The sequence below is a fragment of the Streptomyces sp. NBC_00012 genome (assembly GCF_045040875.1).
GTDB lineage: Bacteria > Actinomycetota > Actinomycetes > Streptomycetales > Streptomycetaceae > Streptomyces.
In genome coordinates, this window is the sequence record NZ_CP108309.1 from 4,286,920 (window position 1) to 4,311,806 (window position 24,887).

The 24,887-nt window shown below is 71.1% G+C and carries 29 protein-coding genes; 19 read left to right on the forward strand and 10 right to left on the reverse strand.

Annotated elements, in window-relative coordinates:
* Positions 1 to 268 precede the first annotated feature (268 nt).
* The 4 genes from OHA19_RS19700 (at position 269) to OHA19_RS19715 (ending at position 4,849) form a co-directional block, all read left to right on the forward strand.
* Positions 269 to 790 (forward strand): MarR family winged helix-turn-helix transcriptional regulator, encoded by a 522-nt coding sequence (locus tag OHA19_RS19700; protein WP_405714844.1) that lies wholly within the window; start codon positions 269 to 271, stop codon positions 788 to 790.
* A gap of 23 nt (positions 791 to 813) precedes the next feature.
* On the forward strand, positions 814 to 3,327 hold the full coding sequence (locus tag OHA19_RS19705) for an MFS transporter (protein WP_405714841.1): 2,514 nt from the start codon (positions 814 to 816) through the stop codon (positions 3,325 to 3,327).
* Positions 3,328 to 3,505: 178 nt separating this feature from the next.
* Entirely contained in the window at positions 3,506 to 4,321 is an 816-nt protein-coding gene (locus OHA19_RS19710) for a YceI family protein (protein WP_405750958.1), read from the forward strand.
* A gap of 57 nt (positions 4,322 to 4,378) precedes the next feature.
* Positions 4,379 to 4,849, forward strand: a complete 471-nt coding sequence (locus OHA19_RS19715) for a PPOX class F420-dependent oxidoreductase (RefSeq protein WP_405714835.1) — start codon at positions 4,379 to 4,381, stop codon at positions 4,847 to 4,849.
* A gap of 71 nt (positions 4,850 to 4,920) precedes the next feature.
* On the opposite strand, the gene OHA19_RS19720 is transcribed toward OHA19_RS19715, so the two are convergent.
* Both OHA19_RS19720 and OHA19_RS19725 read right to left on the reverse strand, forming a co-directional pair.
* Entirely contained in the window at positions 4,921 to 5,679 is a 759-nt protein-coding gene (locus OHA19_RS19720; RefSeq protein WP_405714832.1) for a TetR/AcrR family transcriptional regulator, read from the reverse strand.
* A 94-nt stretch (positions 5,680 to 5,773) separates the two neighbouring features.
* The gene (locus OHA19_RS19725) at positions 5,774 to 7,303 is read right to left on the reverse strand and encodes an MFS transporter (protein ID WP_405714829.1); all 1,530 of its coding nucleotides are present in this window, start codon (positions 7,301 to 7,303) and stop codon (positions 5,774 to 5,776) included.
* A gap of 131 nt (positions 7,304 to 7,434) precedes the next feature.
* Here OHA19_RS19725 and OHA19_RS19730 point away from each other — a divergent pair, with 131 nt between their 5' ends.
* The gene (locus tag OHA19_RS19730) at positions 7,435 to 8,298 is read left to right on the forward strand and encodes an endonuclease/exonuclease/phosphatase family protein (protein ID WP_405714827.1); all 864 of its coding nucleotides are present in this window, start codon (positions 7,435 to 7,437) and stop codon (positions 8,296 to 8,298) included.
* Positions 8,299 to 8,301: 3 nt separating this feature from the next.
* On the opposite strand, the gene OHA19_RS19735 is transcribed toward OHA19_RS19730, so the two are convergent.
* The 6 genes from OHA19_RS19735 to OHA19_RS19760 form a co-directional block, all read right to left on the reverse strand.
* Complete coding sequence (locus OHA19_RS19735; protein ID WP_405750961.1) at positions 8,302 to 10,527, reverse strand: ArnT family glycosyltransferase; 2,226 nt, start codon at positions 10,525 to 10,527, stop codon at positions 8,302 to 8,304.
* Positions 10,524 to 11,867 carry a glycosyltransferase gene (locus OHA19_RS19740; protein ID WP_405750964.1) on the reverse strand — a complete coding sequence of 448 codons (1,344 nt, stop codon included), beginning with the start codon at positions 11,865 to 11,867 and terminating at the stop codon, positions 10,524 to 10,526. The genes OHA19_RS19735 and OHA19_RS19740 overlap by 4 nt, the downstream gene beginning before the upstream one ends.
* 26 nt (positions 11,868 to 11,893) lie before the next feature.
* Entirely contained in the window at positions 11,894 to 13,459 is a 1,566-nt protein-coding gene (locus tag OHA19_RS19745) for a sensor histidine kinase (protein ID WP_405714820.1), read from the reverse strand.
* Positions 13,452 to 14,189: a response regulator transcription factor gene (locus tag OHA19_RS19750; RefSeq protein WP_405714817.1), complete on the reverse strand. Its 738-nt coding sequence runs from the start codon at positions 14,187 to 14,189 to the stop codon at positions 13,452 to 13,454. The genes OHA19_RS19745 and OHA19_RS19750 overlap by 8 nt, the downstream gene beginning before the upstream one ends.
* 84 nt (positions 14,190 to 14,273) lie before the next feature.
* Positions 14,274 to 15,152: an amidohydrolase family protein gene (locus OHA19_RS19755; RefSeq protein WP_405750967.1), complete on the reverse strand. Its 879-nt coding sequence runs from the start codon at positions 15,150 to 15,152 to the stop codon at positions 14,274 to 14,276.
* A gap of 62 nt (positions 15,153 to 15,214) precedes the next feature.
* On the reverse strand, positions 15,215 to 16,102 hold the full coding sequence (locus OHA19_RS19760) for a DUF2797 domain-containing protein (protein ID WP_405750970.1): 888 nt from the start codon (positions 16,100 to 16,102) through the stop codon (positions 15,215 to 15,217).
* 166 nt (positions 16,103 to 16,268) lie between these two features.
* On the opposite strand from OHA19_RS19760, the gene OHA19_RS19765 reads away from it, so the two are divergent.
* The 3 genes from OHA19_RS19765 (at position 16,269) to gap (ending at position 18,946) form a co-directional block, all read left to right on the forward strand.
* Positions 16,269 to 16,814, forward strand: a complete 546-nt coding sequence (locus OHA19_RS19765; protein ID WP_405714809.1) for a hypothetical protein — start codon at positions 16,269 to 16,271, stop codon at positions 16,812 to 16,814.
* 72 nt (positions 16,815 to 16,886) lie between these two features.
* Positions 16,887 to 17,840, forward strand: coding sequence for a GlxA family transcriptional regulator (locus OHA19_RS19770; RefSeq protein ID WP_405714806.1), 954 nt, complete (start codon positions 16,887 to 16,889; stop codon positions 17,838 to 17,840).
* 107 nt (positions 17,841 to 17,947) lie between these two features.
* Positions 17,948 to 18,946, forward strand: a complete 999-nt coding sequence (gene gap, locus OHA19_RS19775) for a type I glyceraldehyde-3-phosphate dehydrogenase (RefSeq protein ID WP_405714804.1) — start codon at positions 17,948 to 17,950, stop codon at positions 18,944 to 18,946.
* Positions 18,947 to 19,212: 266 nt separating this feature from the next.
* On the opposite strand, the gene OHA19_RS19780 is transcribed toward gap, so the two are convergent.
* Both OHA19_RS19780 and OHA19_RS19785 read right to left on the reverse strand, forming a co-directional pair.
* A complete protein-coding gene (locus OHA19_RS19780) occupies positions 19,213 to 19,752 on the reverse strand; it encodes a GNAT family N-acetyltransferase (protein WP_405750972.1) in 540 nt (179 codons plus the stop codon).
* Complete coding sequence (locus tag OHA19_RS19785; protein ID WP_405750974.1) at positions 19,749 to 20,522, reverse strand: GntR family transcriptional regulator; 774 nt, start codon at positions 20,520 to 20,522, stop codon at positions 19,749 to 19,751. The genes OHA19_RS19780 and OHA19_RS19785 overlap by 4 nt, the downstream gene beginning before the upstream one ends.
* 432 nt (positions 20,523 to 20,954) lie before the next feature.
* On the opposite strand from OHA19_RS19785, the gene OHA19_RS19790 reads away from it, so the two are divergent.
* The 11 genes from OHA19_RS19790 to OHA19_RS19840 all read left to right on the forward strand — a co-directional run bounded on the left by OHA19_RS19790 (position 20,955) and on the right by OHA19_RS19840 (position 24,882).
* Positions 20,955 to 21,425, forward strand: coding sequence for a transcriptional regulator (locus OHA19_RS19790; protein ID WP_405750977.1), 471 nt, complete (start codon positions 20,955 to 20,957; stop codon positions 21,423 to 21,425).
* A gap of 89 nt (positions 21,426 to 21,514) precedes the next feature.
* Entirely contained in the window at positions 21,515 to 21,781 is a 267-nt protein-coding gene (locus tag OHA19_RS19795; protein ID WP_405750980.1) for a DUF6284 family protein, read from the forward strand.
* Positions 21,778 to 21,939 (forward strand): hypothetical protein, encoded by a 162-nt coding sequence (locus tag OHA19_RS19800; protein WP_405750982.1) that lies wholly within the window; start codon positions 21,778 to 21,780, stop codon positions 21,937 to 21,939. The genes OHA19_RS19795 and OHA19_RS19800 overlap by 4 nt, the downstream gene beginning before the upstream one ends.
* Positions 21,936 to 22,811, forward strand: a complete 876-nt coding sequence (locus OHA19_RS19805) for a protein spdB (RefSeq protein ID WP_405750984.1) — start codon at positions 21,936 to 21,938, stop codon at positions 22,809 to 22,811. Before OHA19_RS19800 ends, OHA19_RS19805 begins: the two co-directional genes overlap by 4 nt.
* Positions 22,811 to 23,140: an RRQRL motif-containing zinc-binding protein gene (locus tag OHA19_RS19810; RefSeq protein WP_405750987.1), complete on the forward strand. Its 330-nt coding sequence runs from the start codon at positions 22,811 to 22,813 to the stop codon at positions 23,138 to 23,140. The genes OHA19_RS19805 and OHA19_RS19810 overlap by 1 nt, the downstream gene beginning before the upstream one ends.
* Positions 23,141 to 23,157: 17 nt before the next feature.
* On the forward strand, positions 23,158 to 23,346 hold the full coding sequence (locus tag OHA19_RS19815; protein WP_405750990.1) for a hypothetical protein: 189 nt from the start codon (positions 23,158 to 23,160) through the stop codon (positions 23,344 to 23,346).
* A gap of 69 nt (positions 23,347 to 23,415) precedes the next feature.
* The gene (locus tag OHA19_RS19820) at positions 23,416 to 23,586 is read left to right on the forward strand and encodes a hypothetical protein (RefSeq protein WP_351251463.1); all 171 of its coding nucleotides are present in this window, start codon (positions 23,416 to 23,418) and stop codon (positions 23,584 to 23,586) included.
* 145 nt (positions 23,587 to 23,731) lie between these two features.
* Positions 23,732 to 23,917, forward strand: coding sequence for a hypothetical protein (locus OHA19_RS19825; protein WP_405750993.1), 186 nt, complete (start codon positions 23,732 to 23,734; stop codon positions 23,915 to 23,917).
* On the forward strand, positions 23,914 to 24,276 hold the full coding sequence (locus OHA19_RS19830) for a DUF6251 family protein (protein ID WP_405750996.1): 363 nt from the start codon (positions 23,914 to 23,916) through the stop codon (positions 24,274 to 24,276). The genes OHA19_RS19825 and OHA19_RS19830 overlap by 4 nt, the downstream gene beginning before the upstream one ends.
* A 16-nt stretch (positions 24,277 to 24,292) precedes the next feature.
* Positions 24,293 to 24,484 carry a hypothetical protein gene (locus OHA19_RS19835; RefSeq protein ID WP_405750999.1) on the forward strand — a complete coding sequence of 64 codons (192 nt, stop codon included), beginning with the start codon at positions 24,293 to 24,295 and terminating at the stop codon, positions 24,482 to 24,484.
* Positions 24,485 to 24,561: 77 nt separating this feature from the next.
* Positions 24,562 to 24,882, forward strand: a complete 321-nt coding sequence (locus tag OHA19_RS19840) for a hypothetical protein (RefSeq protein ID WP_405751002.1) — start codon at positions 24,562 to 24,564, stop codon at positions 24,880 to 24,882.
* Positions 24,883 to 24,887 lie beyond the last annotated feature (5 nt).

The following is a 24,887-nucleotide window of genomic DNA, read 5'->3' on the forward strand; positions in this document are numbered from 1 at the left end:
GTCCCGGGCACGCGGCGGCGTGCGCGTTCCGTCACGCGGACGGGCCCCTCAGGACCCACCCCGGACAGTTCCCCTTCCGCCCCATCTGTGGCGCGAGACACATCCCTCATCATCCGCACGCCACACGCTGGACCTTTGACCCGAGCCGTACACAGCCTTTTGCTTTCCTTTACTCCTGCAAGCCCCCTTTCGTTTGCCTGCAGCAACCAACGGCTTCTATGGTTGCCCTAAGCAACAAGATGAACCGGTGAGATGTCTGGGGGGTCCCGTGGCCGCACGGAGTCAGTACGAAGAACTGGCCCGGCAGCTGAGTGCCGTAGGGGCCGTCAAGAGGGGTCTCGCCCGCATCCTGCCCGCCGAATGTCCGGGCGGCTCCGCCGCCGTGCTGGCTCTTCTCAGGCAGCACGGCGAGATGCGGATCAGCCGACTGGCAGAGCTGCTGGACGTCGATATGTCGGTGACCAGCCGTCATGTCGCCCATGTGGCCGAGCGTGGCTGGATCGAACGGTCCCCGGATCCGGCGGACAAGCGGTCCCGCATCCTGCGGCTGACCCCCGACGGACGTGACGTGCTCGGCGAGCTGAACCGGCGGACCACCGAGATGTTCGCCCACAACCTCTCCGACTGGTCGGACGACGAGGTCGGCCAGCTCAACACGCTGTTGGCCCGGCTGCGCGACAGTTTCGTCTGTCGCGGGCCCAGCGGGTGCGGCCCCGGAAAGCACAGCGGCGACTGCCGTTCCCGGCCTGCCGACAGCGACAACGACGCGCACACCCGTACACCCGTGTAACAGAAGCAAAGACAAGGACTTAAATGGCTACGACCACACCGACCGGTGTGCGGGGCGGCCACGCCAAGCACGGGGGATCCTCCGATCCCTCGTCCGGCGCGCCGATGACACACCGGCAGATCATGGAGGCACTGGCCGGGCTGATGCTCGGCATGTTCGTCGCGATCCTGTCGTCGACGGTCGTCTCGAACGCACTGCCCGAGATCATCTCCGACCTCGGCGGCGGCCAGAGCGCCTACACCTGGGTCGTCACGGCCTCGCTGCTGGCGATGACCGCCACCACCCCCCTGTGGGGCAAGCTCTCCGACCTGTTCAGCAAGAAGCTGCTGGTCCAGATAGCCCTCGTCATCTACGTCGCCGGCTCGGTCGTCGCCGGTATGTCGACCAGCAGCGGCATGCTGATCGCCTGCCGTGTCGTCCAGGGCATAGGCGTCGGCGGTCTCTCCGCCCTCGCGCAGATCGTGATGGCGGCGATGATCGCCCCGCGTGAGCGCGGTCGCTACAGCGGATACATCGGTGCGGTGTTCGCCGTCGCCACCGTCGGTGGACCGCTGCTCGGCGGTGTCATCACCGACACCAGCTGGATGGGCTGGCGCTGGTGCTTCTACGTCGGTGTGCCGTTCGCCGTCATCGCGCTGATCGTGCTCCAGAAGACCCTGAAGCTCCCGGTCGTGAAGCGTCAGGTCAAGGTCGACTGGTGGGGCGCGTTCTTCATCAGCGCCGCCGTGTCGCTGCTGCTCGTCTGGGTGACCTTCGCGGGTGACAAGTACGACTGGCTGTCCTGGCAGACCGCCGTGATGGTCGCCGGTTCCGTCGTGCTCGGCGGGATCTTCGTCGCCGTCGAGTCCAAGGCCAGCGAGCCGATCATCCCACTGCGCCTCTTCCGTAACCGCACCATCACGCTGGCCTCGCTGGCCTCGCTGTTCGTCGGTATCGCGATGTTCGCGGGCACCGTCTTCTTCAGCCAGTACTTCCAGCTGGCGCGCGGCAAGTCGCCGACGATGTCGGGCGTCATGACGATCCCCATGATCACGGGTCTGTTCATCTCCTCGACCGTCTCCGGCCAGATCATCACCAGGACCGGCCGCTGGAAGGCCTGGCTGGTCAGCGGTGGCTTCCTGGTCACCGCCGGGCTCGGCCTGCTGGGCACCATCCGGTACGACACGGAGTACTGGCACATCGCGGTCTTCATGGCCGTCATGGGTCTCGGCATCGGCATGATGATGCAGAACCTGGTGCTCGCCACGCAGAACCAGGTCGATCCGTCCGACCTCGGCGCGGCCAGCTCCGTCGTCACCTTCTTCCGTTCCCTCGGTGGTGCGATCGGCGTCTCGGCGCTGGGCGCCGTCATGGCGAACCGCGTCACCCACTACGTCAAGGACGGTCTCGCGGAGCTCGGCCCCAAGGGCGCGGCCATGGGTCACGGCGGCACCGGCGGCGGGGGCATCCCCGACCTGGACAAGCTGCCCGAGCCGTTCCGTACGGTCGTGGAGAGCGCCTACGGGCACGGTGTGGGCGACGTCTTCCTGTACGCCGCTCCGGCCGCGCTGATCGCCTTCCTGGTCACGATCTTCATCAAGGAGGTCGCCCTGAAGAGCAACGCTGTGAGCGAGGTCCCGGCCACGGCCACCGAGGCCCCGGCCGCCGAGGCGGCCGAGGCTCCGGCCACCATCGCCGACGCGCCGGTCTCGAAGACGACGGCGACGGCCACGGCGATGACGGCCACGGCCACCTCGGTCGACACCCTGGAGGCCCCGGTCGCCACCCTGCACGGCACGTCCGTGCACGGTGTGGTGCGCGGCGCCGAGGGCGCACCCGTCGCCCGGGCCGCCGTCACGCTGATCTCGCTGGCGGGCCGGCAGCTGGGGCGCTCCGTCGCCCAGGCCGACGGCAGCTACGGTCTGGACGCGCCGGGCTCCGGCTCGTACGTCCTGATCGCCTCCGCCGACGGCTTCCAGCCGCAGGCGTCCACGGTGGTCGTCGGTGGCGAGCCGCTCGCGTACGACATCCTGCTCTCCGGTACGAGCGGACTGGCCGGCGTCGTGCGGGCCGCGGAGTCCGCCGCCCCGGTGGAGGGCGCCATGGTCATCGTGACCGATGTGCGCGGCGATGTGCTGGCCACCGGCAAGTCCGGTGAGACGGGCGAGTTCACCTTCGGTGAGCTGGTCCCCGGTTCGGTGACCGTCGCGGTGAACGCCGCCGGCTTCCGTCCGCTGGCACTGCCGGTGGAGATCGGCGGCCAGGGCGTCACCCGCGTCGAGGCCGCGCTGCAGTCCGGTGCGCTGGTCCAGGGTGTCGTGCGGGCCGGTTCGGCGCTGCGGCCGCTGCCGGACGCCCGGGTCACATTGGTCGACGCGGCGGGCAATGTGGTCGCCACCTCGACGACCGGGGAGGACGGGGCGTACGCCTTCACCGACCTGGACGCGGGCGAGTACTCGGTCATCGCGACCGGTTACCCGCCGGTGGCGAGCGCGCTGACCGTCGCCGGTCGCGGGGCCGAGGGCCACGACATCGAGCTCGCCCACCCCGGCGAGTAAATTCTCGCCCGACCCGGCGAGTGATCACAGACCCCTGGCGGGTCGGCGTTTCGAGCGGAGACGCTGTACCGGCCGGTGGAAATGGGCCCCGATGGCGGGGACGGCAGGCAGGGGACGGCCTGCCGTCCCCGCCCCGGGGCCCGACTCATTGAGTCATGGAGCAAGGAGAGAGAACGGGATGGGACTTCGCGCACAGGTACGGACGCGGGACGGCTGGGCGGTCCAGCACGCCGTCGTGACGGTCACCGACATGACCGGCACGCAGGTGCTGCGGGCCGCTGCCGACGAGGACGGGGCGGTGCGGACCGACACTCCCCTCCAGGCCGGCGCCTACACAGTGATCGTCACGGCGGTCGGGTACGCCCCCGCCGCCTCCACCGCCCTCGTCACGGCGAGCGGGCGGGTCGAGGCCGGCACGGTGGTGCTGGCCCGCCAGGGCGGCGTGGAGCTGCCGCCGCCCGGCGCCTGGTCGCTGGACCCGGCGCACTCCTCGGTGGCCGCGGTCGCGCAGCACCTGGGGATCTCCAGCGTGCGCGGCCGGTTCACCGAGTTCAGCGGCCGGATCGAGATTTCGGAGGAGGTCCACCGGTCCCGGGTCGACGCCGTCATCGGCGCGGCCAGCATCGACACCGGCAACGGCATGCGCGACAAGCACCTGCGGTCGCCCGACTTCCTCGACTCGGACCGCTTCCCCGAGATCACGTACCATTCCATCGGGCTCACCCCGGCCGGCCCCGACCGCTGGACCGTCCACGGCCGACTGTCGATGCACGGGGTCGAACGCCCGGTCGACCTGAACCTGAGCTACCTCGGAACGGGCCCGGACCCGTGGGGCGGGGTGCGTGCGGCCTTCAGCGCCACGGCGGAGCTGCGCCGCGAGGACTTCGCCATGAACTACAACCAGGTGGTGCAGGCGGGCATCTCGGCGATCGGTACGACGCTGCGGGTGGAGCTCGACATCCAGGCCGTGCAGGGTGAGTCCCTGCCGTCGTAGTCACCGGGTGGGGCAGTCAACGGGCGGGGTGGGTGCTCACCGTCGTAGTCTGCGGACATGGCACCCAATATCGCGACGAACACAGCCGTGGAACTCGACGAGTTGCTGGCCTTCGTACGGCCCCGGCACCGGGCGATCCTCTTGACCACCCGGTCCGACGGCCGCCCCCAGGGCTCCCCGCTGACCTGCGGGGTCGACGACGCGGGCCGGATCGTCGTCTCGACCTACCCCGAGCGGGCCAAGACCCGCAACGCGAAGCGGGACGCGCGGGTCAGTTTGATCGTGCTGTCGGACGAGTGGAACGGACCGTGGGTGCAGATCGACGGGGCGGCCGAGGTGATCGATTCGCCGGAGTCGGTCGAGCCGCTCGTCGAGTACTTCCGGAACATCTCGGGTGAGCACCCGGACTGGGACGAGTACCGGGCGGCGATGGTGAAGCAGGGGAAGTCGATCATCCGGATCACTCCGGAGCGGTGGGGGCCGATCGCCACCGGCGGCTTCCCGGCCCGCCTGGCGTCCGACGGCTGATCGCGGCCGGTGCGGGAGGGGCGGACAGCGCCGCGGCGGCTCAGCACTCCCTCGGCGGCACCGCCCGCCCATCAGCGGTCCCGCATCGCCTCGATGCCCGCGATCAGCAGGTCCAGGGCGAAGGTGAAGTCCCGGTCGCGCATCTCCTCGACCGTGTCGCCGCCGCGGGCGTCCATCAGGTCCTGCGAGGCCTCCACGACGTCCTTGAGCTGCGGCTGGCTCCGGATGGTGCCCAGCGCCTGCTGGAAGAACTCGTCCTGGCTGATCCCCGACTCCGCGCTGCGCTGTACGAAGTGGGCCTCGATGGTGCCGAATCCGTACACGAACTGGAAGACCGCGGAAAGCGCCCCCGTCTGCTGGTGCAGCGGCAGCCCCGTCGCCCGGATCACGTCCTGCATGGCGTACGAGAACAGCATCGAGTGGGGGCCCATGTTGAGGAAGTGCCCGGCGAGCGGCGACACCCAGCCGTGCCGGACCAGCAGTTCCCGGTAGGAAATGGCCAGTTCGCGCAGCCGGTCGTGCCAGTGCGCGTCCTCGTGAGGGGGCCCGATCTCGCTGTAGACCGAGTCGAGGGCCAGCTCCAGCAGATCGTCCTTGGTGTCCACGTACCAGTAGAGGGACATCGCGGTGACCTCCAGCTCGGCGGCGAGCCGGCGCATGGAGAACTTGGCGAGGCCCTCGGCGTCCAGCAGCCGGACGGAAGCCGCGGTGATCCTGTCCCGGTCGAGACCTGCCGGCTGGTCCGTCCTACGACTGCGCGACGGTGTCTTCCGGTCCAGCCACACGCTGGTCCTGGCGGGGTTCTTCACACGGTCGGCCGCGGACACCATGGCACTCTCTCCTCGTCTTGCCGGCGGGACGGACCGGATGCGTACCTGTGCGCACGAAGCGGACTCGTACGATCCAGTGCGCCCCGCCTCGATGCTATGCCGCTGCCGCTGTCCCGGCCGAGTCGGCCGGCGCAGATTCTGCCCGCTCAGCACGGCGCAGAAGCACCGCTGCCAGCAATCCGCCGGCCAGCACCGCGACCGCCCCGAAGAGCTGGCTGGTCTCCAGACCCGAGGCGAAGGCGTCGGTGATCCGGGCCCTCTCCCCGGCGTCGGTCGCCGAGGCGAGCGCGGCGGGCAGTGAAGCCGCCCCGACCGCCGCCGGCACCAGCGCCGCGAACCGCGAGTTGAGCACCGCGCCCAGGACGGCGACTCCCAGCCCGTTGCCGAACTCGGCGAGGGTGCCGTTGACCCCGGCGCCCACCCCCGCCTTCTCCGGCGGAATGGCGCTCATGATCGCGTTGGCCATGGCGGGCATGGCGAGCGCGATGCCCGCGCCCATCACGACCAGGCCGAGCAGCATGCCGCCGTAGCCGTCGCCGCCGAGCAGCGCGATCGCGGCCAGGCCCGCGGCCAGCAGGCCCATCCCGGACGCGATGGTGACCGGCGTACCCAGCTTGGGCACCAGCCTGGCGCCCAGTCCGGTGAGGTTGAGCGCGACGACGCTCAGCGCCAGCGGGGCCGTGCGCAGACCGGCCTCCAGCGGCCCGTAACCGAGCACGAACTGGAGCTGCTGGGTGAGCAGGAAGAGCGAGCCGCCCATCCCGAAGGCGACCAGGATCGCGCCCGCGACCGCTCCGATGAACTTCTGGTTCCGGAAGAAGTGCATGTCCAGCATCGGGTACGGGATGTGCAGCTCCCACAGCACGAATCCGGTGAGGACGGCGCCCCCGACGAAGGCCGTCAGCAGCACCCGTCCCGACATCCAGCCGTGCTCCGGACCGGAGATGATCGCGTACACGACGGATGCCATGCCGATGGTGGAGAGCAGCGCGCCGAACAGGTCGGGGCGCTCGCCGGCGGCGTTCTTGGACTCCGGGACGAGCCGGGCCACGGCGACCAGCCCGATGACCGCGACCGGGATGTTGATCAGGAAGATCGCGCCCCACCAGAAGTGGTCGAGCATCACTCCGCCGATCAGCGGACCGACGGCGAACCCGAGCGAGCTGACGGTCGACCAGATGCCGATCGCCTTGACGCGCTCGGTCTCGTCGAAGATCTGCACGACGACGGCGAGCGTCGTGGTCATCAGCAGCGCACCGCCGATGCCCATGCCCGCGCGGGCCGCGATCAGCTGTACGGACGTCTGGGCCAGCCCGGCCACCAGCGAGCCGATGCCGAACAGGGCGAGTCCGGCGATCAGCATCTTCTTGCGGCCGTAGCGGTCGGCGGAGCTGCCGGCCGTGAGCAGCAGCCCCGACTGGACCAGTGAATAGGCGTTGATCATCCACTGCACATCGGCGGTGGAGGCGTCCAGCTCCCGAGTGAGGGAGGGGATCGCGACGTTGAGGACGGTGTTGTCGAGCAGCACCGTGAGCTGGGCGAGACAGATGACGCCGAGGATCAGCCAGCGTTGCGGATGGCTCGGCGACGAGAGGTGGTTCTGCTCGGCGGCGGTCGCCGTCATACGGACTCCTGATCCCTTATACGGTGTACGAGTAGCAGGCGTCGTACACCGTATAGCGGTCCCTGTACGGTGTACAACGCATTTCCGCGCGGTACCGTGCTCGCCGCTGATCCGACAAGGGCTGGAGTGGTATGTCACTGCGTCGTCGTACGGTGGAAGTGCTCGTCGCGGCAGGGCTGCTGGGGAGCGCCCTCGCGCCGCCCGCGGCGGCCGCGGGCCTGGCCCACGAGTCCCCGGTGCCGCTGCGCGTGGCCACGTACAACATCCATGCGGGCGCCGGCATGGACAACGTCTTCGACCTCGACCGGCAGACCGCCGAACTGCGCTCGCTGGACGCCGATGTGATCGGGCTCCAGGAGGTCGACGTCCGCTGGGGCGACCGCAGCGAATGGCGCGACCTGGCGGGCGAGCTGGCCGGGCGGCTGGGCATGCAGGTGTCGTTCGCCCCGATCTACCGCCTCGATCCGTTGACACCGGGTGCGCCGATGCGGGAGTTCGGCGTCGCGGTGCTGTCCCGGTACCGGATCGTGAGCGCCGAGAACCACGACATCACCCGGCTCTCCACCCAGGACCCGAACCCGGTACCGGCGCCCGCGCCCGGCTTCGGTGAGGTGGTGCTGCGGGTGAAGGGGCTGCCCGTGCACGTGTACGCGACGCACCTCGACTACCGCGGCGACCCGTCCCTCCGGATCGCCCAGGTGGCCGACACCCGCCGGATCATGGCGGAGGACCGGGTGTCGGAGCGGCGGCCGGTGCGGCAGATCCTGCTCGGCGACTTCAACGCGGCACCGGCCGCGCCGGAGCTGGCCCCGCTGTGGCAGGAGCTTGACGACGTGGAACCCGGCGGTCCCACGTACCCGGCGCAGGATCCGGTGCAGCGGATCGACTACGTGGCGGTGTCGAAGGACACCGTGCGGGTACGCGACGCGGCGGTGGCCGAGACGCTTGCCTCGGACCACCGCCCCGTTGTCGCCGACCTGTTGCTGCGGCGCTGAGCCTCAGCCGCTCTTCTTCGGCTGGGTCAGGTCGTAGAACGTGGCGCTGCCGGCCGTGACCTCCTTGAAGTTCTCCTCCACCCACGAGGAGATCTGCGAGGAGGCGCCGTTGCCGCCCATGCCGCCGCCCTGGCCACCGGATATGAAGTAGTGGATCCGGCCGTCCTCGACGTACTTCTTGAACTGGGCCAGCGTCGGGGACGGGTCGCTTCCGTTGAAGCCGCCGATCGCCATCACGGGTTCGCCGGTGGCGAGTTGGTAGCTGGCGGCGTTCTGCGAGCCGATGGCCGCGGCGGCCCAGGTGTAGTCCCCGGCGTTCTTCTCCAGGAGCTTCCTGGCCTCGGTGCCCACCGACGCGCCGTTGAGCAGTCCGCCCATGCCGCCGCCGTCGCGTCCCGGGCCGCCGCCCCCGAAGCCCTCGCCCATGCCGGGCACGGCACCGGGCTGCTGCCCGTTCTGCAAGGTGCCGGGCCGGCCCGGCATCTGGCCCTGGCCCTGCGGCTGGCCCTGGCCCTGGCCCTGGCCGGGCGGGGTGCCGGTCGGGGGCTGCCCCATGCCGCCACCCTGCTGATTGCCCTGCTGGTTTCCCAGCTGATTGCCTTGCTGGTTTCCCTGCCCCGGGAAGCGCATCCCGCCACCGGGACCGCCCCGGCCCCCACCGCCGCCGGGTCCGCCCATGCCACAGCCCGACGGGCCGGCCGTGACGATCGAGCCCTGGTGCCCGGTGTCCAGCGTGCTCACGGCGTACGCGGTCGGCCCTGCCAGGGACGCGGCGAAGCCCAGCCCCACGGCGACGAGCGCCGGCCGGAGCCCCGTCCGGGACACGAGCAGCAGCCCCAGCGCACCGGCGAGCCCGCCGACGAGCACGGCGGTGCGCAGCCACGGCAGGTAGTCCGGGGTCCGCCCCAGCAGCACGTACGACCAGTACGCCGTCACGGCGGCCGCGGAGCCGAGCACGGCACCCGCCCACCAGCGGGAGCGCTCCTCCCACAGGACCGTGGCGCCCATGCCGATCAGCGCCGCGAGGTACGGGGCGAGGGCGACCGTGTAGTACTGGTGGAAGATGCCGGCCATGAAGCTGAAGACCACCGCCGTCATCAGCAGCGAGCCGCCCCAGGCGAGGAACGCCGCGCGGGCCGTGTCGGTGAGCTTCGCCCGCCGGGTCAGCCAGACTCCCGCGACCAGCAGGATCAGCGCTGCGGGCAGCAGCCAGGAGATCTGGCCGCCGATCTCGGAGTTGAACATCCGGCCGATGCCGGTCTCGCCCCACTGGCCGCCGGACCCGCCGCCCGGACCGCCACCGCCGCCGACGCTGCCGGTCTCGTCGCCGTTGATCCGGCCCAGGCCGTTGTAGCCGAAGGTCAGTTCGAGGAAGGAGTTGTTTTGCGAGCCGCCGATGTACGGGCGGGACGAGGCGGGCCACAGCTCGACTATCGCGACCCACCAGCCGCCCGCGACGACCACCGCGAGGGCCGAGAGCCCGAGCTGGCCGAACCGCTTGCGTACGGAGACCGGCGCACACACCGCGTACAGCACGGCCAGCGGCGGCAGGATCAGGAACGCCTGCAGCGTCTTCGTCAGGAACGCGAACCCGACCGCCACCCCCGCCCACACCAGCCACTTGGTGCGCCCGCGCTCCATCGCGCGCAGCACGCAGTAGACCGTGACGGTCATCAGCAGTGCCAGCAGCGCGTCCGGGTTGTTGAAGCGGAACATCAGCGCGGTCACCGGCGTGAGCGCGAACACCACCATCGCGATCAGCCCGGCCACGGCGTTGAAACGGCGGCGTACGCCCGCGTACAGCACCCCGGCCGTGGCCACCCCCATCAGCACCTGCGGGAGCAGGATCGCCCAGGAGTTGAGGCCGAGGACCCGCACCGACAGGGCCATCGGCCAGAGGGCGGCCGGGGGCTTGTCGACGGTGATGGCGTTGGCCGCGTCCAGCGAACCGAAGAAGAGTGCCTTCCAGCTCCGGCTGCCCGCCTGCGCGGCCGCGGAGTAGAAGGAGTTGGCGTAACCGGAGGCGCTGAGGTTCCACAGGTACGCGCCCGCGATGACCAGCAGCAGCGCGAGAAAGGCCGGCCTGGCCCAGCGCGGGTCCTCGGGCCTGCCCCGCCGGACGCGGTGCGCCAGGGGCGTGTTCGGGCGTCCGTGGACCGGCGCGGCGGGCGGCGGGGACGTCGGGGGATCCGGCGGGGCCGGAAGGTGATCGGGATGCAGCGTGGTCATCGGACGTTCCCCAGTTCGTGGTGAGTGTCGTCGGCGGGCCCGGCCGAAGGAGCGGCGGGGGCGGCCTCGGGCGCCGGGCGGGCCTCCGCGGCGGCCCGCTCCGGGAAGACCCAGGCGCGGAAGAGCAGGAACCGCAGCACCGTCGCCGCGAGGTTGGCCGCGATCAGTACGGCGAGTTCCGTACCGTGCGACGGAGATCCGGACGCCGCTCCCAGTGCGGCCAGTGAGCCGCTGGTCAGCGCGAGCCCGATGGCGAAGACGACCAGGCCCTGCGCCTGATGGCGTACGGCCCCGCCCCGGCCCCGTACGCCGAAGGTGAGCCTCCGGTTGGCTGCCGTATTGGCGATGGCCGACACCAGCAGCGCGCCGCCATTGGCGAGCTGGGGTCCGGCCCCCAGCCGGAAGAGCGAGTACAGGGCCAGGTAGCAGAGCGTGGAGAGCGCGCCGACGACGCAGAACCCGACGAGCTGCCGGGCCAGTCCGCCCGGCACCCCGCTCAGCGCACGGTCGCGCGGATCGTCCCCGAAAGGCCGGGCCAGCCGGTCCAGCGGCAGTGCGCCGACCGCCAGCGCCCGCCCCACCCGCCACACGCCTTTCAGGTCCTCGGTCGCCGTCCGGACGATGTGAACGGTGGAGTCGGGGTCGTCGACCCAGTCGACCGGCACCTCGTGGATGCGCAGCCCGGCGCGTTCGGCGAGCACCAGCAGCTCGGTGTCGAAGAACCACCCCGAGTCCTCCACCATCGGCAGCAGCCGCTCGGCGACATCGCGCCGGATGGCCTTGAACCCGCACTGCGCGTCGCTGAACCGGGCGGCCAGCGACGAGCGGAGGATCAGGTTGTAGGCGCGCGAGACGAACTCCCGCTTCGATCCGCGCACCACTCGCGAGCTACGGGCCAGCCGGGAACCGATGGCCAGGTCGGAGTGGCCCGAGATCAGCGGCGCGACCAGCGGCAGCAGCGCGTTGAGGTCGGTGGACAGGTCCACGTCCATGTAGGCGAGGACCGGGGCGTCCGAGCCGGACCATACGGTGCGCAGCGCCCGCCCCCGGCCCTTCTCCTCCAGTCGGTGCGACCGCACCCGGGGCAGCACCTGAGCGAGCCGGGCCGCCACCTGCGGTGTCCGGTCGGTGCTTGCGTTGTCCGCGACGGTGATCCGGAAGCTGTACGGGAAGGTGCGCTCCAGATGGTCGTGCAGGCGCAGCACACACGGTTCGAGGTCCTTCTCCTCGTTGTAGACGGGTATCACCACATCGAGTACGGGTGCACCCGCCGCATCGGCCGCTCCGGCGAGGAGGTGGTCCCGGGCCGGCAGAGTGCCCCAAGGAGTGTCGGTTCGCATGTGACCGACACTCGCCAACCCCGCTGTCACGCCCGTGTGCTGAGCCTGTCCCCACGCTGTGAGTAAGGACCGGCCGCGGGCTCCGCGGGCAGCCGGACGGCGAACACCGTGCGACCCGGCACCGAGTCCACCTCGGCCCGGCCGCCGTGCGCGGCGACCACGGCCTGCACGATGGCGAGCCCGAGCCCGGTGGAACCCGCGCTGCGGGAGCGCGAGGCGTCACCGCGCGCGAACCGCTCGAAGACGTGCGGCAGCAGCTCGGGCGGAATGCCGGGCCCGTCGTCCTCGACCTCCAGCGTCACCCACGGCCCCCCGGCCGCGCACCGCACCCGGACCGTGACGGTCGTGCCGGGCGGGGTGTGGGTACGGGCGTTCGCCAGCAGGTTGACCAGCACCTGATGGAGCCGGGTCGGATCGCCGTGCACGGTCGCGGGCTCGTCCGGCAGTTCGAGGCGCCAGTGGTGGCCGCTCTCCCCGGCGGCGCGGGCATCGCTCACCGCGTCGACGACGACCGGGGAGAGGTCGGTGTTCTCCAGGCCGAGCGGGCGTCCGGCGTCCAGCCGGGCAAGCAGCAGCAGGTCCTCGACCATGCCCGTCATCCGCTCCGCCTCGGACTCGATCCGCCCCAGGGCGTGCCGCGTGTCGGGGCCGGTCTCCTCGCGGCCGCGCCGGGGCAGTTCGGCGTAGCCGCGGATCGAGGCCAGCGGGGTGCGCAGCTCATGGCTGGCGTCCGCGACGAACTGGCGGACCCGCGTCTCGCTCTCCTGCCGGGCCGCCAGCGCCGAACCGACGTGGCCCAGCATCCGGTTGAGCGCCGCGCCCACCTGCCCGACCTCGGTACGGGGATCGGCCTGGGCCTGCGGGACCCGCTCCAGCAGGGCCACCTCACCGCTGTGCAGCGGGAGTTCGGAGACCCGGGTCGCGGTCGTGGCGACCCGGCGCAGCGGCCGCAGCGCGACACCGACGATGACGGCGCCCGCGATCCCGGCCGCGATCAGACCGGCGCCGGTGACGCAGACCTCGACGAGGATCAGGGTGGTGAGCGCGGAGCCCACCTCGGCGGCGGGGAGGCCGACCAGGACGGTCGTGCCGCGCGGATCCGTGACCGCCTGCACCCGGTTGGTGCCGAGCCCCGGAAGGTCGACGCTGCTCGCCCCGCCCCCGGCGGTGACCCCGGCCGCCGCCAGGGCGTTCCGCTGGGCGGCGGTCATCGGCTGCCCGCTGTCCTCGGAGCCGGGTCCGGGCGTGGTGGTGCTCGCCACGACCACGCGCGACGCGGTGACCGAGCCGTCCGTCAGTACCGCCCCGAAGGCTCCGACCGGCAGTCCGCGCGCGTCGACGAAGGCGAGCGGGTCGTCGATGTGCGGCGCGCCGGCGGGCATCGGCCCGCCGCCGCTGCCGGGCGGCTTCGCGGCCCGCAGGGCGATGGTGCGCAGCTGGTCGTCGAGCTTGCCGTACATGTAGCTGTGGAAGGCGATGGTGGTGACCGATCCGATGACCGCGGCGACGACCGCGATCAGCGTCACCGCCGAGACCACGAGACGGGTCCGCAGCGTCCACGGCCCGCGCCACCGGAACGAGCGCCTACTCACCGGGCTTGATGAGATATCCCGCCCCGCGCCGGGTGTGGATCATCGATGAGCGTCCGGCGTCGATCTTCTTGCGCAGGTACGAGATGTACAGCTCGACGACGTTCGCCTGCCCGCCGAAGTCGTAGTTCCACACCCGGTCGAGGATCTGGGCCTTGCTCAGCACCCGCCGCGGATTGCGCATCAGGAAGCGCAGCAGCTCGAACTCGGTGGCGGTGAGGTGGATGGACTTCCCGGCCCGGCTGACCTCGTGGCTGTCCTCGTCGAGCATCAGATCGCCGACGACGAGCGTGGACTCGCTGCGCACCGCCGCCGTGCCGGAGCGCCGGATCAGCCCGCGCAGCCGCGCCACGACCTCCTCCAGGCTGAACGGCTTGGTGACGTAGTCGTCGCCGCCCGCCGTGAGACCGGCGATCCGGTCCTCCACCGCGTCGCGCGCGGTCAGGAAGAGGACGGGGACCTCGGCGAGCTCCCGCCGCAGCCTGCCGAGCACGGCGAACCCGTCCGTGTCGGGCAGCATCACATCGAGGATCACCACGTCGGGCCGGAAGTCGCGCGCCATCCGGACGGCCCCGGCACCGTCCCCGGCGCTGCGCACCTCCCAGCCCTCGTAACGCAGGGCCATGGACAGCAGCTCGGCCAGCGGAGCCTCGTCGTCCACCACCAGCACACGGACCGGGGTGCGGTCCGCCCTCAGCAGTTCGGTACGCCCCTGGGGCGAGGTCGTCGTCATGCCCCAACCCTGTGAGGCTCCTCTGAAAGGCCCCTTACCCGATTCTGTGAATTCCCTGAGAAAAGCGGCGGTCCACGATGAGGCTCAGCCCACACCGAACAACGCGCGCGCGTTCCCGTGGCAGACCGCCCGCAGCCAGTCGTCCCCCAGCTCCAGCCGTTCCAGCGCGTGCAGTTGATGGGCGTACGGGTACGGGATGTTCGGGAAGTCCGTGCCCAGCAGGATCCGGTCCCCGAGCGCGGCGAGCCGCCCCCGCTCGGCCGGCGGGAACGGGTGGAAGTCCTCCGTGAAGTCCGTGAACGCCATCGTCGTGTCGAGCCGCACCTGCGGGTACGCCTCCGCCAGCGTCAGGAACTCCGCGTACTCCGGCATCCCCATGTGCGCCACGATCAACGGCAGCCGCGGATGCCTGGCGAGCAGCCGGCCGACCGGCTCCGGGCCGGTGTGCTTGCCGGGCGCCGGCCCCGAGCCGCAGTGCATCACCACCGGGATCCCGGCCTCCGCGAGCAGCCCCCAGACCGGCTCCAGCAGCGGGTCGTTGGCGTCGTACGCGCCGACCTGGAGGTGCGACTTGAAGACCCGCGCCCCCGCCTCGACGGCCTCGCGCACATACCCCTCCACGCCCTCCTCCGGGAAGAAGGTCGCGGTGTGCAGGCAGTCCGGCACCCGGCGGGCGAAGTCGGCCGCCCAGCCGTTCAGCCAGGCGGCCATCCCCGCCTTGTGCGGGTAGAGCATCGAGGTGAACCGGAGCACGCCGAACGAACGCAGCAGCGTGAGGCGTTCGTCCTCGTCGTGGCGGTACTCGATCGGCCACTCCATCCCGGTCAGCGGCCCCGCCGAGTCGAAGTAGGCCCAGACCTTGCTGAGCACCCGCTCCGGCATGAAATGCGTATGGACATCGATGATCCCGGGCAGCCCCAGCCGTTCCCAGAACCGCACGACGTCGTCGGCGTCACCACTCATCCCGCGCCCCTCTCAACCGTCCGGCCTCACGTCCGTCCTCACCGCCCGGACGCTCCACCGTCTCAGAACAGCCCGCCCTGCACGCCACCGCCCCCGATGTCCGCCACCGGCACCCCCACCCCGGCCCGCGGGTCCGCCGCCACCAGCTCCCACCCGGTCATCAGCCGGGTGTCCAGCACCACGACCCCGTCCGTCGCCGTGGCCAGATGCAGATCGGGCCCGGCCGCCGCCACCAGCCGCCCCGCGACCGTGCCCCCGGCCACCAACTCGGTGACGGCCCACGCCACCTCGACCACGCCGTCGAGCCCGAACACCCCGGTGTGGTCGACCGCCTCGAACGGCAGCCGCTCCAGCGCCTCGGGCCAGCCGGCCCCTTCCAGCGCCACGGCCCGCCCGTACAGCTCCGCCACCTCCGCACGGCGCTCCGCCGCCCCCGGCAGCGCCCCGCGCACGGCCCGCTTCCTCGCGTACGGAATCCGGTCCGGCACCCCGAGCGCCGACCGCAGCAGTTCCTCGGTCCGCCGGCAGGCCATCAACGGTCCCCGCCCCAGCCAGCTGAACACCACGGCCCCCTGCTCGCGCAGCCGCGCCGCCTCCCGCTGCTCGGCGGTGATCCCGACCTTCACCATCCCCGGCCCGAACCAGGCGAGATACACGCGGTACGTCCTCGGGTCATCGGCGATCGTGTCGGCGGCCACCGAATGCGCCCGGTCCAGCCGCGCGCACTCCGGGCACCGCGCCCCCGTGCTCCGCCCCGACACCACGGCCCCCACCGGACACGCGTTCCCGCGCGCCCCGACGCACCGCCGCTCCCCCTCGGCCCGGAACCCGAACTCCGTCCCGTACGCCTGCGCACTCACCCGTACGGCCCCGCCCCGCCGCCAGCCCAGCACGGGCGGCCCCTGCGCATCCGGCCACCGCAGCCCGGTGCACTGCCACGCCCCAGCCATGAACGACCCCCGGAAAAGACGTTGAGCGACGCCGAACGACGTCAAACGACGTTAATGGACGGCCGCGGCAGCCCCGCGCCGGGACAGGAAAACCGGAGGCCGCCGGAGCACGGCGCTAAGTATTCTGATCAACTGCGTTCCACACATGACCGGTTGGAGAATCCACGTGTCCGACTCCGGCGACACCCGCACCACCGGCGACCCGGCCGGAAGGACCGATCGCAGCCACCGAACGGTGATCATCGCGGCTGTCATCACCGGCTCGGCCACCGTCATCGCCGCCGTGATCGCGACAACGGTGGCGGGCGGCCACTCCCCGAAGGCACCCGCCGCCATCACAGCACCCCCGGTCTCGCAGCGCGCCTCGGCCACCCCGCGCCCCGTGCAGAGCCTTCCGACCACACCACCGGCCCCGGCCCCCTCCCCCACGGCCGCCCGCATCATGGCCGGACCGGACTCGGCCGCCATAGGAGCCACCGTCACGATCACGGGCTCCGGTTTCGCGGCCGGAGAACAGGTGCGCATCACGTTCAACGGGACGTACGGCGCCACGCTCGACCTCCGCGACGTCACGGCCGGACCGGACGGCGGCTTCGCCGCAGAGGTCACGGTCCCGGAGGACAGCGTCGATTCGGACCAGCAGCAGTCGTTCGAAGCCCGCGGCCTGGACAGCGACGAGCGCGCCGACACCCCGTTCCACATCACGGGCTGAGCCGTGTCCGGAAAGTCCCGCCCGGTCCGCGCGGGGGGCGCACCGGAGTCACGCCCCACGTAACCTCTTCCTGTGCCCTCCCGCCTGCATCGCGTCGCCGTCCTCGTACTCGAAGGGGCGAAGCCGCTCGATGTAGGAATTCCCGCGCAGGTCTTCACGACCCGCGCGAGCATGCCGTACGAGGTGCGGGTGTGCGGGGCGACACCCGGTCCCGTGGCCGGCGGCGAAGGTCTCGCGTACTACGTCGCCCACGGCCTCGACGCGCTCGCGTGGGCCGACATCGTCTTCGTCCCCGGCTACCGGTTCCCGGACCGCGACGACCCGCCGCAGGCCGTCGTCGACGCACTGATCGCCGCCCACGACCGGGGCGCGCGGCTCGCCGCCATCTCGACGGGCGCCTTCGCGCTCGCCGCCACGGGCCTGCTCGACGGCAGGCGTGCCACGACGCACTGGCACTACACGCGGGCACTCATGGCCAGGCATCCGCTCGTCCAGGTCGACGAGAACGTGCTGTTCGTCGACGAGGGCAGCGTGCTCACCTCGGCCGGCGCCGCCTCCGGCATCGACCTGTGCCTGCACATCCTGCGCGGCGACCTCGGAGTGGCCGCGTCCAACCACGCGGCCCGGCGTCTGGTCGCCGCCCCCTACCGCAGCGGCGGCCAGGCCCAGTACGTGCCGCGCAGCGTCCCCGAGCCACTCGGCGAGCGGTTCGCCGCCACCCGCGAGTGGGCGCTGCACCGGCTCGGCGAGCCCCTCACCCTGGACACACTGGCGCGACAGGCCGAGGTCTCGCCCCGCACGTTCTCCCGGCGCTTCGTCGAGGAGACCGGCTACACGCCGATGCAGTGGGTGATGCGCGCCCGCATCGACCTGGCCCGCGAACTGCTGGAGCGCTCGCAGCGCAGCGTCGAACAGATCGCCGCCGACGTCGGGCTCGGCACCGGCGCGAACCTGCGCCTGCACTTCCAGCGCATCCTCGGCACCACACCGAGCGAGTACCGGCGCACCTTCACCCGGGGCGAGTGACCCGCCCGGCACCGCATGGCGGGATCCTTTTGAACCATGGCGATCCCGCCACTGTCAGCGGCGCGCGCCTCGGGCGAGCCTGGTGGCGAAGGAAAGGGACATCACTCATGACTCGCATCGCCATCAACGGATTCGGCCGCATCGGACGCAATGTGCTGCGCGCACTCCTGGAGCGCGACAGCGCCCTCGAGATCGTCGCCGTCAACGACCTGACGGAGCCCGCCACTCTCGCCCGGCTGCTCGCCTACGACAGCACGGCCGGCCGGCTCGGACGCCCGGTGTCCGCCGACGGGGACGTCCTCGTCGTCGACGGCCACCGGATCAAGGTGCTGGCCGAGCGCGAACCGGCGCAGCTGCCGTGGGCCGAACTCGGCGTCGACATCGTCCTGGAGGCCACCGGCCGCTTCACCTCGGCCAAGGCCGCCCGCGCCCACCTCGACGCGGGTGCGAAGAAGGTGCTCGTCAGCGCGCCGTCGGACGGCGCCGACGTCACGCTCGCGTTCGGGGTCAACACCGACGCCTACGACCCGGCCGTGCACACGATCGTCTCGAACGCCTCCTGCACCACCAACGCGCTCGCGCCGCTGGCCGCGGTCCTCGACGAACTCGCCGGTATCGAGCACGGGTTCATGACGACGGTGCACGCCTACACGCAGGAGCAGAACCTGCAGGACGGTCCGCACCGCGACGCCCGTCGCGCGCGGGCCGCCGGCGTCAACATCGTGCCGACCACGACCGGCGCCGCCAAGGCGATCGGCCTGGTCCTGCCGAACCTCGAAGGCAAGCTGTCGGGCGACTCGATCCGCGTACCGGTGCCGGTGGGCTCGATCGTCGAACTCAACACGACCGTCGCCCGCGACGTGACGCGCGACGACGTGCTGGCGGCGTACCGCACCGCGGCACAGGGGCCGCTCGCCGGCGTCCTCGAGTACTCGGACGACCCGCTCGTGTCGTCCGACATCACGGGCAACCCCGCCTCGTCGATCTTCGACTCGGCCCTCACCCGCGTCGACGGCCGCCACATCAAGGTGGTCGCCTGGTACGACAACGAGTGGGGCTTCTCGAACCGCGTCATCGACACGCTCGAGCTCCTCGCCACCCGCTGACCGGACGCCGGGGCGGCACGGCGACGAGCCGTGCCGCCCCGGCTGCCCGCCGCAGTACGGATAACGCCGAAGGCCCTCAGGATTTCTCCTGAGGGCCTTCGACTTGCTGTGCACTCGGCAGGATTCGAACCTGCAACCTTCTGATCCGTAGGCGGGTGCGCACTGGCATCCCACGGTCCGTGGCGGCTACCAAGGCCCCTCGATCGAGGTTGTCTCGTGCGCCGATGTGTCCCTGTGTATGCCCACGTTGATGTCAGGGATTGATGTCAGGTGTTGTCTTCGAAGCCATGGTCAGCGGGTTCCGTTGGGCGCTGCGCGAGCCATCCGGAAACGCGCGGCCCCCCGTTCACCGCACCGCCCTCCCGGACAGTGCGCACGTACGCGAACCCCTGCCGCAGGTAGTACCGCTGTAGCGCCTCATTCGTCGTCCAGGCGTCAAGGCGTAGCCACTTGGCACCTGCGCGGTACGCCCTGTCGCCCGCCCAATCGAGAAGCCGACCGCCAAGGTTCTGTCCAGCATGGGTGCGCGCCACGGTCAGCTTAGTGACGAAGGTGGACGGCTCCCTCAATTCCGGCTCCGTCCACAGGCCCTCTTCTGCCTCTGGCGTGAGCGTAATGGTGGCAGCCGTGACGTCGCCGTCCATGACCATGAAGACAGAACCTGCCTCAATCGTGGCAAGCAGCCTGTCAGCCGGATAGGGGCGCTGCCACTGGTCGCTGCCGAGGCGCGTGAGCCAAGCTGCGGCCTCCTCGCGGAAAACCAACAGCTTGGCCACGTCATCCGGGCGGGCGGGGGTGATCTTCACTGGGGCTCATTCTCGCTTCGGGCGGACTGGTCGCCGATCTCGTAGTTCATCCGGTTCAGGTCTCCCCGGAACGTCGTGATGGTGCAGCGAATGGGCCGCTCCGCCGAATATCCCGTGCGCATCCAGAGCAGCACAGGCACTCCTGCGCCGACCTCCAACAGTCGTGCCTCATCCGGGGTCGGCATGCGGGTCGAGATCTCGTCGAAGTACCCGACCTGTTCAATCCCATGAGCGGCCAGGTATCGAGTAGTCCCCTCTTCGATGTCGCCGGGCTCTGCGAGGCGGCGAGCCTCATCGACCAGCCACGCCGGGTAGTACGTGGCCTGCGTCGACCAGGGCACGTCATCCACGTACCGATGACAGAACCGCAGGACAGCGCGGGATTCGAGGTCCACCTTGAGCCTCTCCGCCACATCGGCCGGCGCGGGCAGAACCTCCACCCGGAACGTCTGGTGCGGTCGACGACCCGCAGCGGTGACGTCTGTGCTGTAGGCATCGCCGTTCTGCGGGAAGCTCAGATTTTCGAACCGAGAGGCGTTCAGCTCGAACACCTCGTGCTTGGCCACCTCGTAGCCGAGGCCCTGGCTGGACGTGACAAGACCCTGCGTGACCAGTAGGCCAAGCCCAGACCGCACGGTGTTCCGCGACGCGTCGAAGCGCGCGGACAGCTCGCTCTCCGAGGGGAGCCGCGACCCGGGCGGATACGTCCCGTTGTCGATCTCGCGGCGCAGAGCATCCGCGACTTGCCGGTACTTCGGCTGCTTGCTCATGCCCCCATCATGACGCACTCGCTCAACTTGTTGGTACATGTGGGCCCCGATCGCTTGACGCTTAACAGTCCGTTGGTGCACCATCACTGCATCAGCTTGTACCAACAAGTTGAGCAAGCGGTGCAGCTCCTTCAAGTCTGCCCTCTTGCTGCTTATTCCCTCTGCCTTCGGGCGGCGGGTCGCACGACACAGGAGCCCCGCGTTGGTCGGGGGGAGGTGCCCCGGGCCTTGTCAACCGGAGGGTTCGAGACCGCAAGGTCACGTCTCCATACACCTTCGCCAGGGGCTTGCGCTCCTGAAGGAGACATCTGCTTCACCGCTTCACCGCCCTGATGGTCGTAGGCCGGGTTCGACTCCCGGTCGGGGCACTCCACCTCTGCCGCGTTCGCGGCGGGGCTCTCTTCTGCTTCTCCTCACCTCAAGGAGTTCTCCGTGGATGCCGCCACGTTCGCCGCTGTCTTCGCCGCCCTGTTCGTCGCTCACAGCGTGGGCGACCACTGGGTGCAGACGTCCTGCCAGTCCGCCCACAAGGGCCTGCCCGGCTGGACCGGCCGTCTGGCCGGCGCCCGCCACGTAGCCACCCTGACCGCCACCAAGCTCGCCTTACTGCTGCCCGTCGCCTTCCTGCTGGGCCTGCGCCTCTCCGCGCTGGGCCTGGTCGCCGGGCTGGGTGTGGACGCGGTCACGCACTGGTGGGCCGACCGCCGCACCACCCTCGCCTGGCTGGCCCGGGTGACCGGCAAGGCCGAGTTCTACAGCCTGGGCACCGCCGCCCACCCGGCGCACCCCGTCACCGCCGAGGGCACGCCCGCAGCGCACCTCGGGACCGGCGCCTACGCCCTTGACCAGTCCTTCCACCACCTGTGGCTGCTGATCGCCTCGGTGCTCATCGCCACCGTCTGACCCCACACCCCACGAACGGCCCGCGGCCCCGGTGTTGGAGCACCGGAGCCGCAGTTTCGGGCCGTTCCGTTCGAGAGGAACCACAACCCATGAAGACCATCGCCGCACTTCAGGACCTCGTTACGGCGGCCTCGCTCACCGGCGGGCCGTCGAAGGCCGAGCTGGAAGCGATCGAGCGGGAGATGCCGCTCATCCTGGCGGACGTCGAGTTGCTGGACGCGCAGATCATGACCCTGGACCGCACGCCGACCGAGCTGGACGAGCGGCGTATCCGCCGCGCCCGCAACCGGGTCATGGCCGCGCGCCGGGACCTGACCAACCGCACCGTCACGGCTCTGGCGGGGGATGCGGCATGAACCTGCTCACCTTCTGGTTCCTGGCCCTCTTCTGCATCGGTGTGGAGGTCCTGGGTCTGGTCATCGGCCGTCAGGACGTCCACTACGCCGGGGCTCTCGCCGCAGCCGGTGTCGTCGCCGTGCACCTCCTCCTCGTCCGCGAGGAGGGGTCGGCATGAGGGCGTGGAAGACCGTTCTGCCGGCCGTTGCGATGACGGCGGTGTCCATGGCGCTGACTCTGGCCGTGGTGATGTTGTGGCTGGGCCCGGTGATGCCGTGGCTGGTCGCGCTGGTCGTCGGTCTCGGGATCGATGGCGGCTGGCTGGCCACCCTCGCCTACGAACGCCGCCTCGCCGCGCAGGGTGACCACTCCACGCCGGTGACCGCGGTCGGTTGGTCTTTTGGTCTAGTCGCCACCGGCGTCCTGATCGCGCATGCACTGACCGTTGAAGAGTCCACCGGTGCCTGGCTGGCCGTGGCGTGGCTGCCCATCGCGGCCAAGGCTTTGTGGCTGGTCCATTCCATGTGGGAGCGGACCGCGCTCACCGCCGGTGCCCTGACCCAGATCCGGGGCATCCAGCAGGAGGCCCGCGATGACGCGGCTGTGGCCCGTGCCCGGCTGAGGGCGCAGGCGGGCACCGAGGAGACGCGGCTGACGGCCGTGACGCAGGCCGGGGCACGCGTCGCACGGGTGCAGGCCGAGACCGCCCGGACCCTCTCCGAGGCATGGTCAACGCTGGAACAGGCGAGGGGCGGCAAGGGCACGAACAGGGCCCTGACCAGCGTGACCATGGCCGTCACACCCGATGACACCCCGGGCGTGACGCCCCGGTGGGAGCTCCCTGTGTGGGGCCCCACGGAGCCGGTCCCGGTCCCCGCTCTGGAGAGCGGGCCCGCCCTCACCGATGACGCCCTGGACGTCCTGGTCGACGAGATCCGTCACAGCGAATCCCCCGCCCTGTCCTACCGCGACATGGCCGCCCGCTTCCGCGCCTCCGGCTACTCCGCATCCGAGACCCGCCTCCGGGCCGCATGGAAGCGGGTCGCCTGATGGCGACGCTGCCTGTCTACCGGTGGCGCCTGGCCCCGGACGGATACGCCACCCGCCGACAGCTCCGCGCCCTCGGGCTCCGGCCCGGCGGGCAGGACGTCGCCGCCCAGCTCGAACGCCCGAGGCGGCGCCGTGAACCGCTGGTCGCCTACCTCTACCGCATCGACCACGCCAAGCCCGTGCGGTCGATGACACCGGCCCGGCGGGCGGCACTGGCCAAGGCCATGCTCGCCCGCCGTACCTGCCCCAACTGCCGCCGCGACGCCGGGTACTGCATCCCGCGCTCGCTCGGCATGTGCGTGACCTGCAACGACACCGCCCACCACTGACCAGGAAGCAGGCAGTCATGAAGATCCGCATCGGCAACGTGACCATCGACACCACCGACAACGACCAGTCCGGCGACGACATCCGCGACGCGATCGAGAGCAACGGCGGCACGGTCACCGGCGGCCACTTCGGCGGCGAGAACCACGGCATCACCGGCGGCACCTTCCACGGCCGCATCCACATCAGCAGCGACACCGACCGGTAGACAGCCCCACCGCGCCGCCCCGCTCTACTCCCGCTCACCCCACACCCACACCGCTCCAAGGAGACCCGCATGTTCCGCAAGTCCGACAAGCGCTGTGCTCAGATCGCCGTCGCCGCCGCGATGACTACCCCGAGCGACGCCGACGTTCGGTTCCTGGTCAAGGAGACCCTGACCCGCGACGAGATGGAGCGCGCCGTGGCGTACATCCAGTCGGGCAAGCCGATTCGCGGCCGCGCCTGACCCACCCCACAGCCCCGACGACTGACCTCCACCGCCCCGGACCCGGCGTGATGCTGCCGGATCGAATCCGGCCCGGGGCACTCCACCGCCACCCGCTGCCGACGTTCGTCGGCGGCTCATCCCTGCCCTCGACCTGAGGAGAGCCGTGGCCCGCGAATCCGAGTTCATCGCCTACATGGAGGCGTTCGAGGCGTCCACGACGCACGTCGGAGCCTGCACCGCCTGCCAGAACGACCAGCCCTGTACCGCAGGCCAGCCGATCCACGCCGAGTTCATCGCCCGTCAGAACACCTGGACCAAGCGCCTCCGGGACGAAAGGAAGCAGCCGTGACCCATCTCCCCGAGCCGGTCCAGGTCGTACAGCTCCCGGACGGCACCTACGCCTACACCAGCAATCTCCCCGCCCCGCAGGACCCGCCGCAGCAGATCGTGCAGCACATCCACCAGGCCCCGCCCGACCGCACGGTGCAGCGGATCGCGCTCGGCTCCGGCGTCGGCGCCGGGGCGGTCACGGCCGGCGTCTACTTCGGCCCACTGCTCGTCGGCGTCCTGACCGCGATCGCCGCGAACATCGCCCTGCTGGCCTTCCTCGTGGTGGTGCTGGCCTGGGGCGTGGTCACCGTCGTGAAGTCCATCGGCGGTACGGACGGCCAGGCCGCCGCCAAGTCCCTCTCCAAGACCCGCCGCTGACCCGAAGGAGCCCGTCATGTCGTTCAAGGCAGGTACCAAGGTGCTGATCGTCTCGTGTGACGACGACCCGCGTGCGGTCGGCAGGACCGGCCGCATCGTCGACGAGATCCCGCCCGGCCCGCTGACCGAGGGCCGGTGGACGGTGGACCGGATCAGCTGGCTGATCGCTCCCGTGCTGTGCCACACCCACGAGCTGCGGCCCGCCTGACGGCTGCCTGTCCGCCCGGTCTAATGCCGGGCGGGCGGGGAGCCGGACAGTCCGGCCCACATCTGGGAGGCACCGTCATGGAGAGCTACACCCCCGCCGAGAAGCGCGAGCGTGCCCGCCTGTTCCGCAAGGGCTTCCGGCAGGCCCTCGCGGACTGCGTCGACCCGAAGATTGAGAAGGCGATCGAGCGGATCGACCAGCGGGCCGCCGAGCGCGGCGCGCAGGAGCTGCGGGCGCTGCACCAGGTGCAGGCCGATGCCCGTCAGACCCTCGCCAACGCCAAGGCCACCGAGCGCACCGCCGCCCGCGCCGACCGCCCCGCCGCCCGGCAGGCCCGCAAGCAGGCTGAGGACGCCGTGCGCCGCGCCGAGCGCGCCGTGGCCCGTGCGGAGCGCTGAAGAAC

Bases quoted from the DNA above. Each gene is read 5' to 3' on its own strand.
- OHA19_RS19705 (WP_405714841.1), top strand. From the start codon at position 814: ATGGCTACGACCACACCGACCGGTGTGCGGGGCGGCCACGCCAAGCAC.
- OHA19_RS19710 (WP_405750958.1), top strand. From the start codon at position 3,506: ATGGGACTTCGCGCACAGGTACGGACGCGGGACGGCTGGGCGGTCCAG.
- OHA19_RS19715 (WP_405714835.1), top strand. From the start codon at position 4,379: ATGGCACCCAATATCGCGACGAACACAGCCGTGGAACTCGACGAGTTG.
- OHA19_RS19720 (WP_405714832.1), bottom strand. From the start codon at position 5,679: ATGGTGTCCGCGGCCGACCGTGTGAAGAACCCCGCCAGGACCAGCGTG.
- OHA19_RS19725 (WP_405714829.1), bottom strand. From the start codon at position 7,303: ATGACGGCGACCGCCGCCGAGCAGAACCACCTCTCGTCGCCGAGCCAT.
- OHA19_RS19730 (WP_405714827.1), top strand. From the start codon at position 7,435: ATGTCACTGCGTCGTCGTACGGTGGAAGTGCTCGTCGCGGCAGGGCTG.
- OHA19_RS19735 (WP_405750961.1), bottom strand. From the start codon at position 10,527: ATGACCACGCTGCATCCCGATCACCTTCCGGCCCCGCCGGATCCCCCG.
- OHA19_RS19740 (WP_405750964.1), bottom strand. From the start codon at position 11,867: ATGCGAACCGACACTCCTTGGGGCACTCTGCCGGCCCGGGACCACCTC.
- OHA19_RS19750 (WP_405714817.1), bottom strand. From the start codon at position 14,189: ATGACGACGACCTCGCCCCAGGGGCGTACCGAACTGCTGAGGGCGGAC.
- OHA19_RS19755 (WP_405750967.1), bottom strand. From the start codon at position 15,152: ATGAGTGGTGACGCCGACGACGTCGTGCGGTTCTGGGAACGGCTGGGG.
- OHA19_RS19760 (WP_405750970.1), bottom strand. From the start codon at position 16,102: ATGGCTGGGGCGTGGCAGTGCACCGGGCTGCGGTGGCCGGATGCGCAG.
- gap (WP_405714804.1), top strand. From the start codon at position 17,948: ATGACTCGCATCGCCATCAACGGATTCGGCCGCATCGGACGCAATGTG.
- OHA19_RS19785 (WP_405750974.1), bottom strand. From the start codon at position 20,522: ATGAGCAAGCAGCCGAAGTACCGGCAAGTCGCGGATGCTCTGCGCCGC.
- OHA19_RS19795 (WP_405750980.1), top strand. From the start codon at position 21,515: ATGAAGACCATCGCCGCACTTCAGGACCTCGTTACGGCGGCCTCGCTC.
- OHA19_RS19800 (WP_405750982.1), top strand. From the start codon at position 21,778: ATGAACCTGCTCACCTTCTGGTTCCTGGCCCTCTTCTGCATCGGTGTG.
- OHA19_RS19805 (WP_405750984.1), top strand. From the start codon at position 21,936: ATGAGGGCGTGGAAGACCGTTCTGCCGGCCGTTGCGATGACGGCGGTG.
- OHA19_RS19810 (WP_405750987.1), top strand. From the start codon at position 22,811: ATGGCGACGCTGCCTGTCTACCGGTGGCGCCTGGCCCCGGACGGATAC.
- OHA19_RS19815 (WP_405750990.1), top strand. From the start codon at position 23,158: ATGAAGATCCGCATCGGCAACGTGACCATCGACACCACCGACAACGAC.
- OHA19_RS19820 (WP_351251463.1), top strand. From the start codon at position 23,416: ATGTTCCGCAAGTCCGACAAGCGCTGTGCTCAGATCGCCGTCGCCGCC.
- OHA19_RS19835 (WP_405750999.1), top strand. From the start codon at position 24,293: ATGTCGTTCAAGGCAGGTACCAAGGTGCTGATCGTCTCGTGTGACGAC.
- OHA19_RS19840 (WP_405751002.1), top strand. From the start codon at position 24,562: ATGGAGAGCTACACCCCCGCCGAGAAGCGCGAGCGTGCCCGCCTGTTC.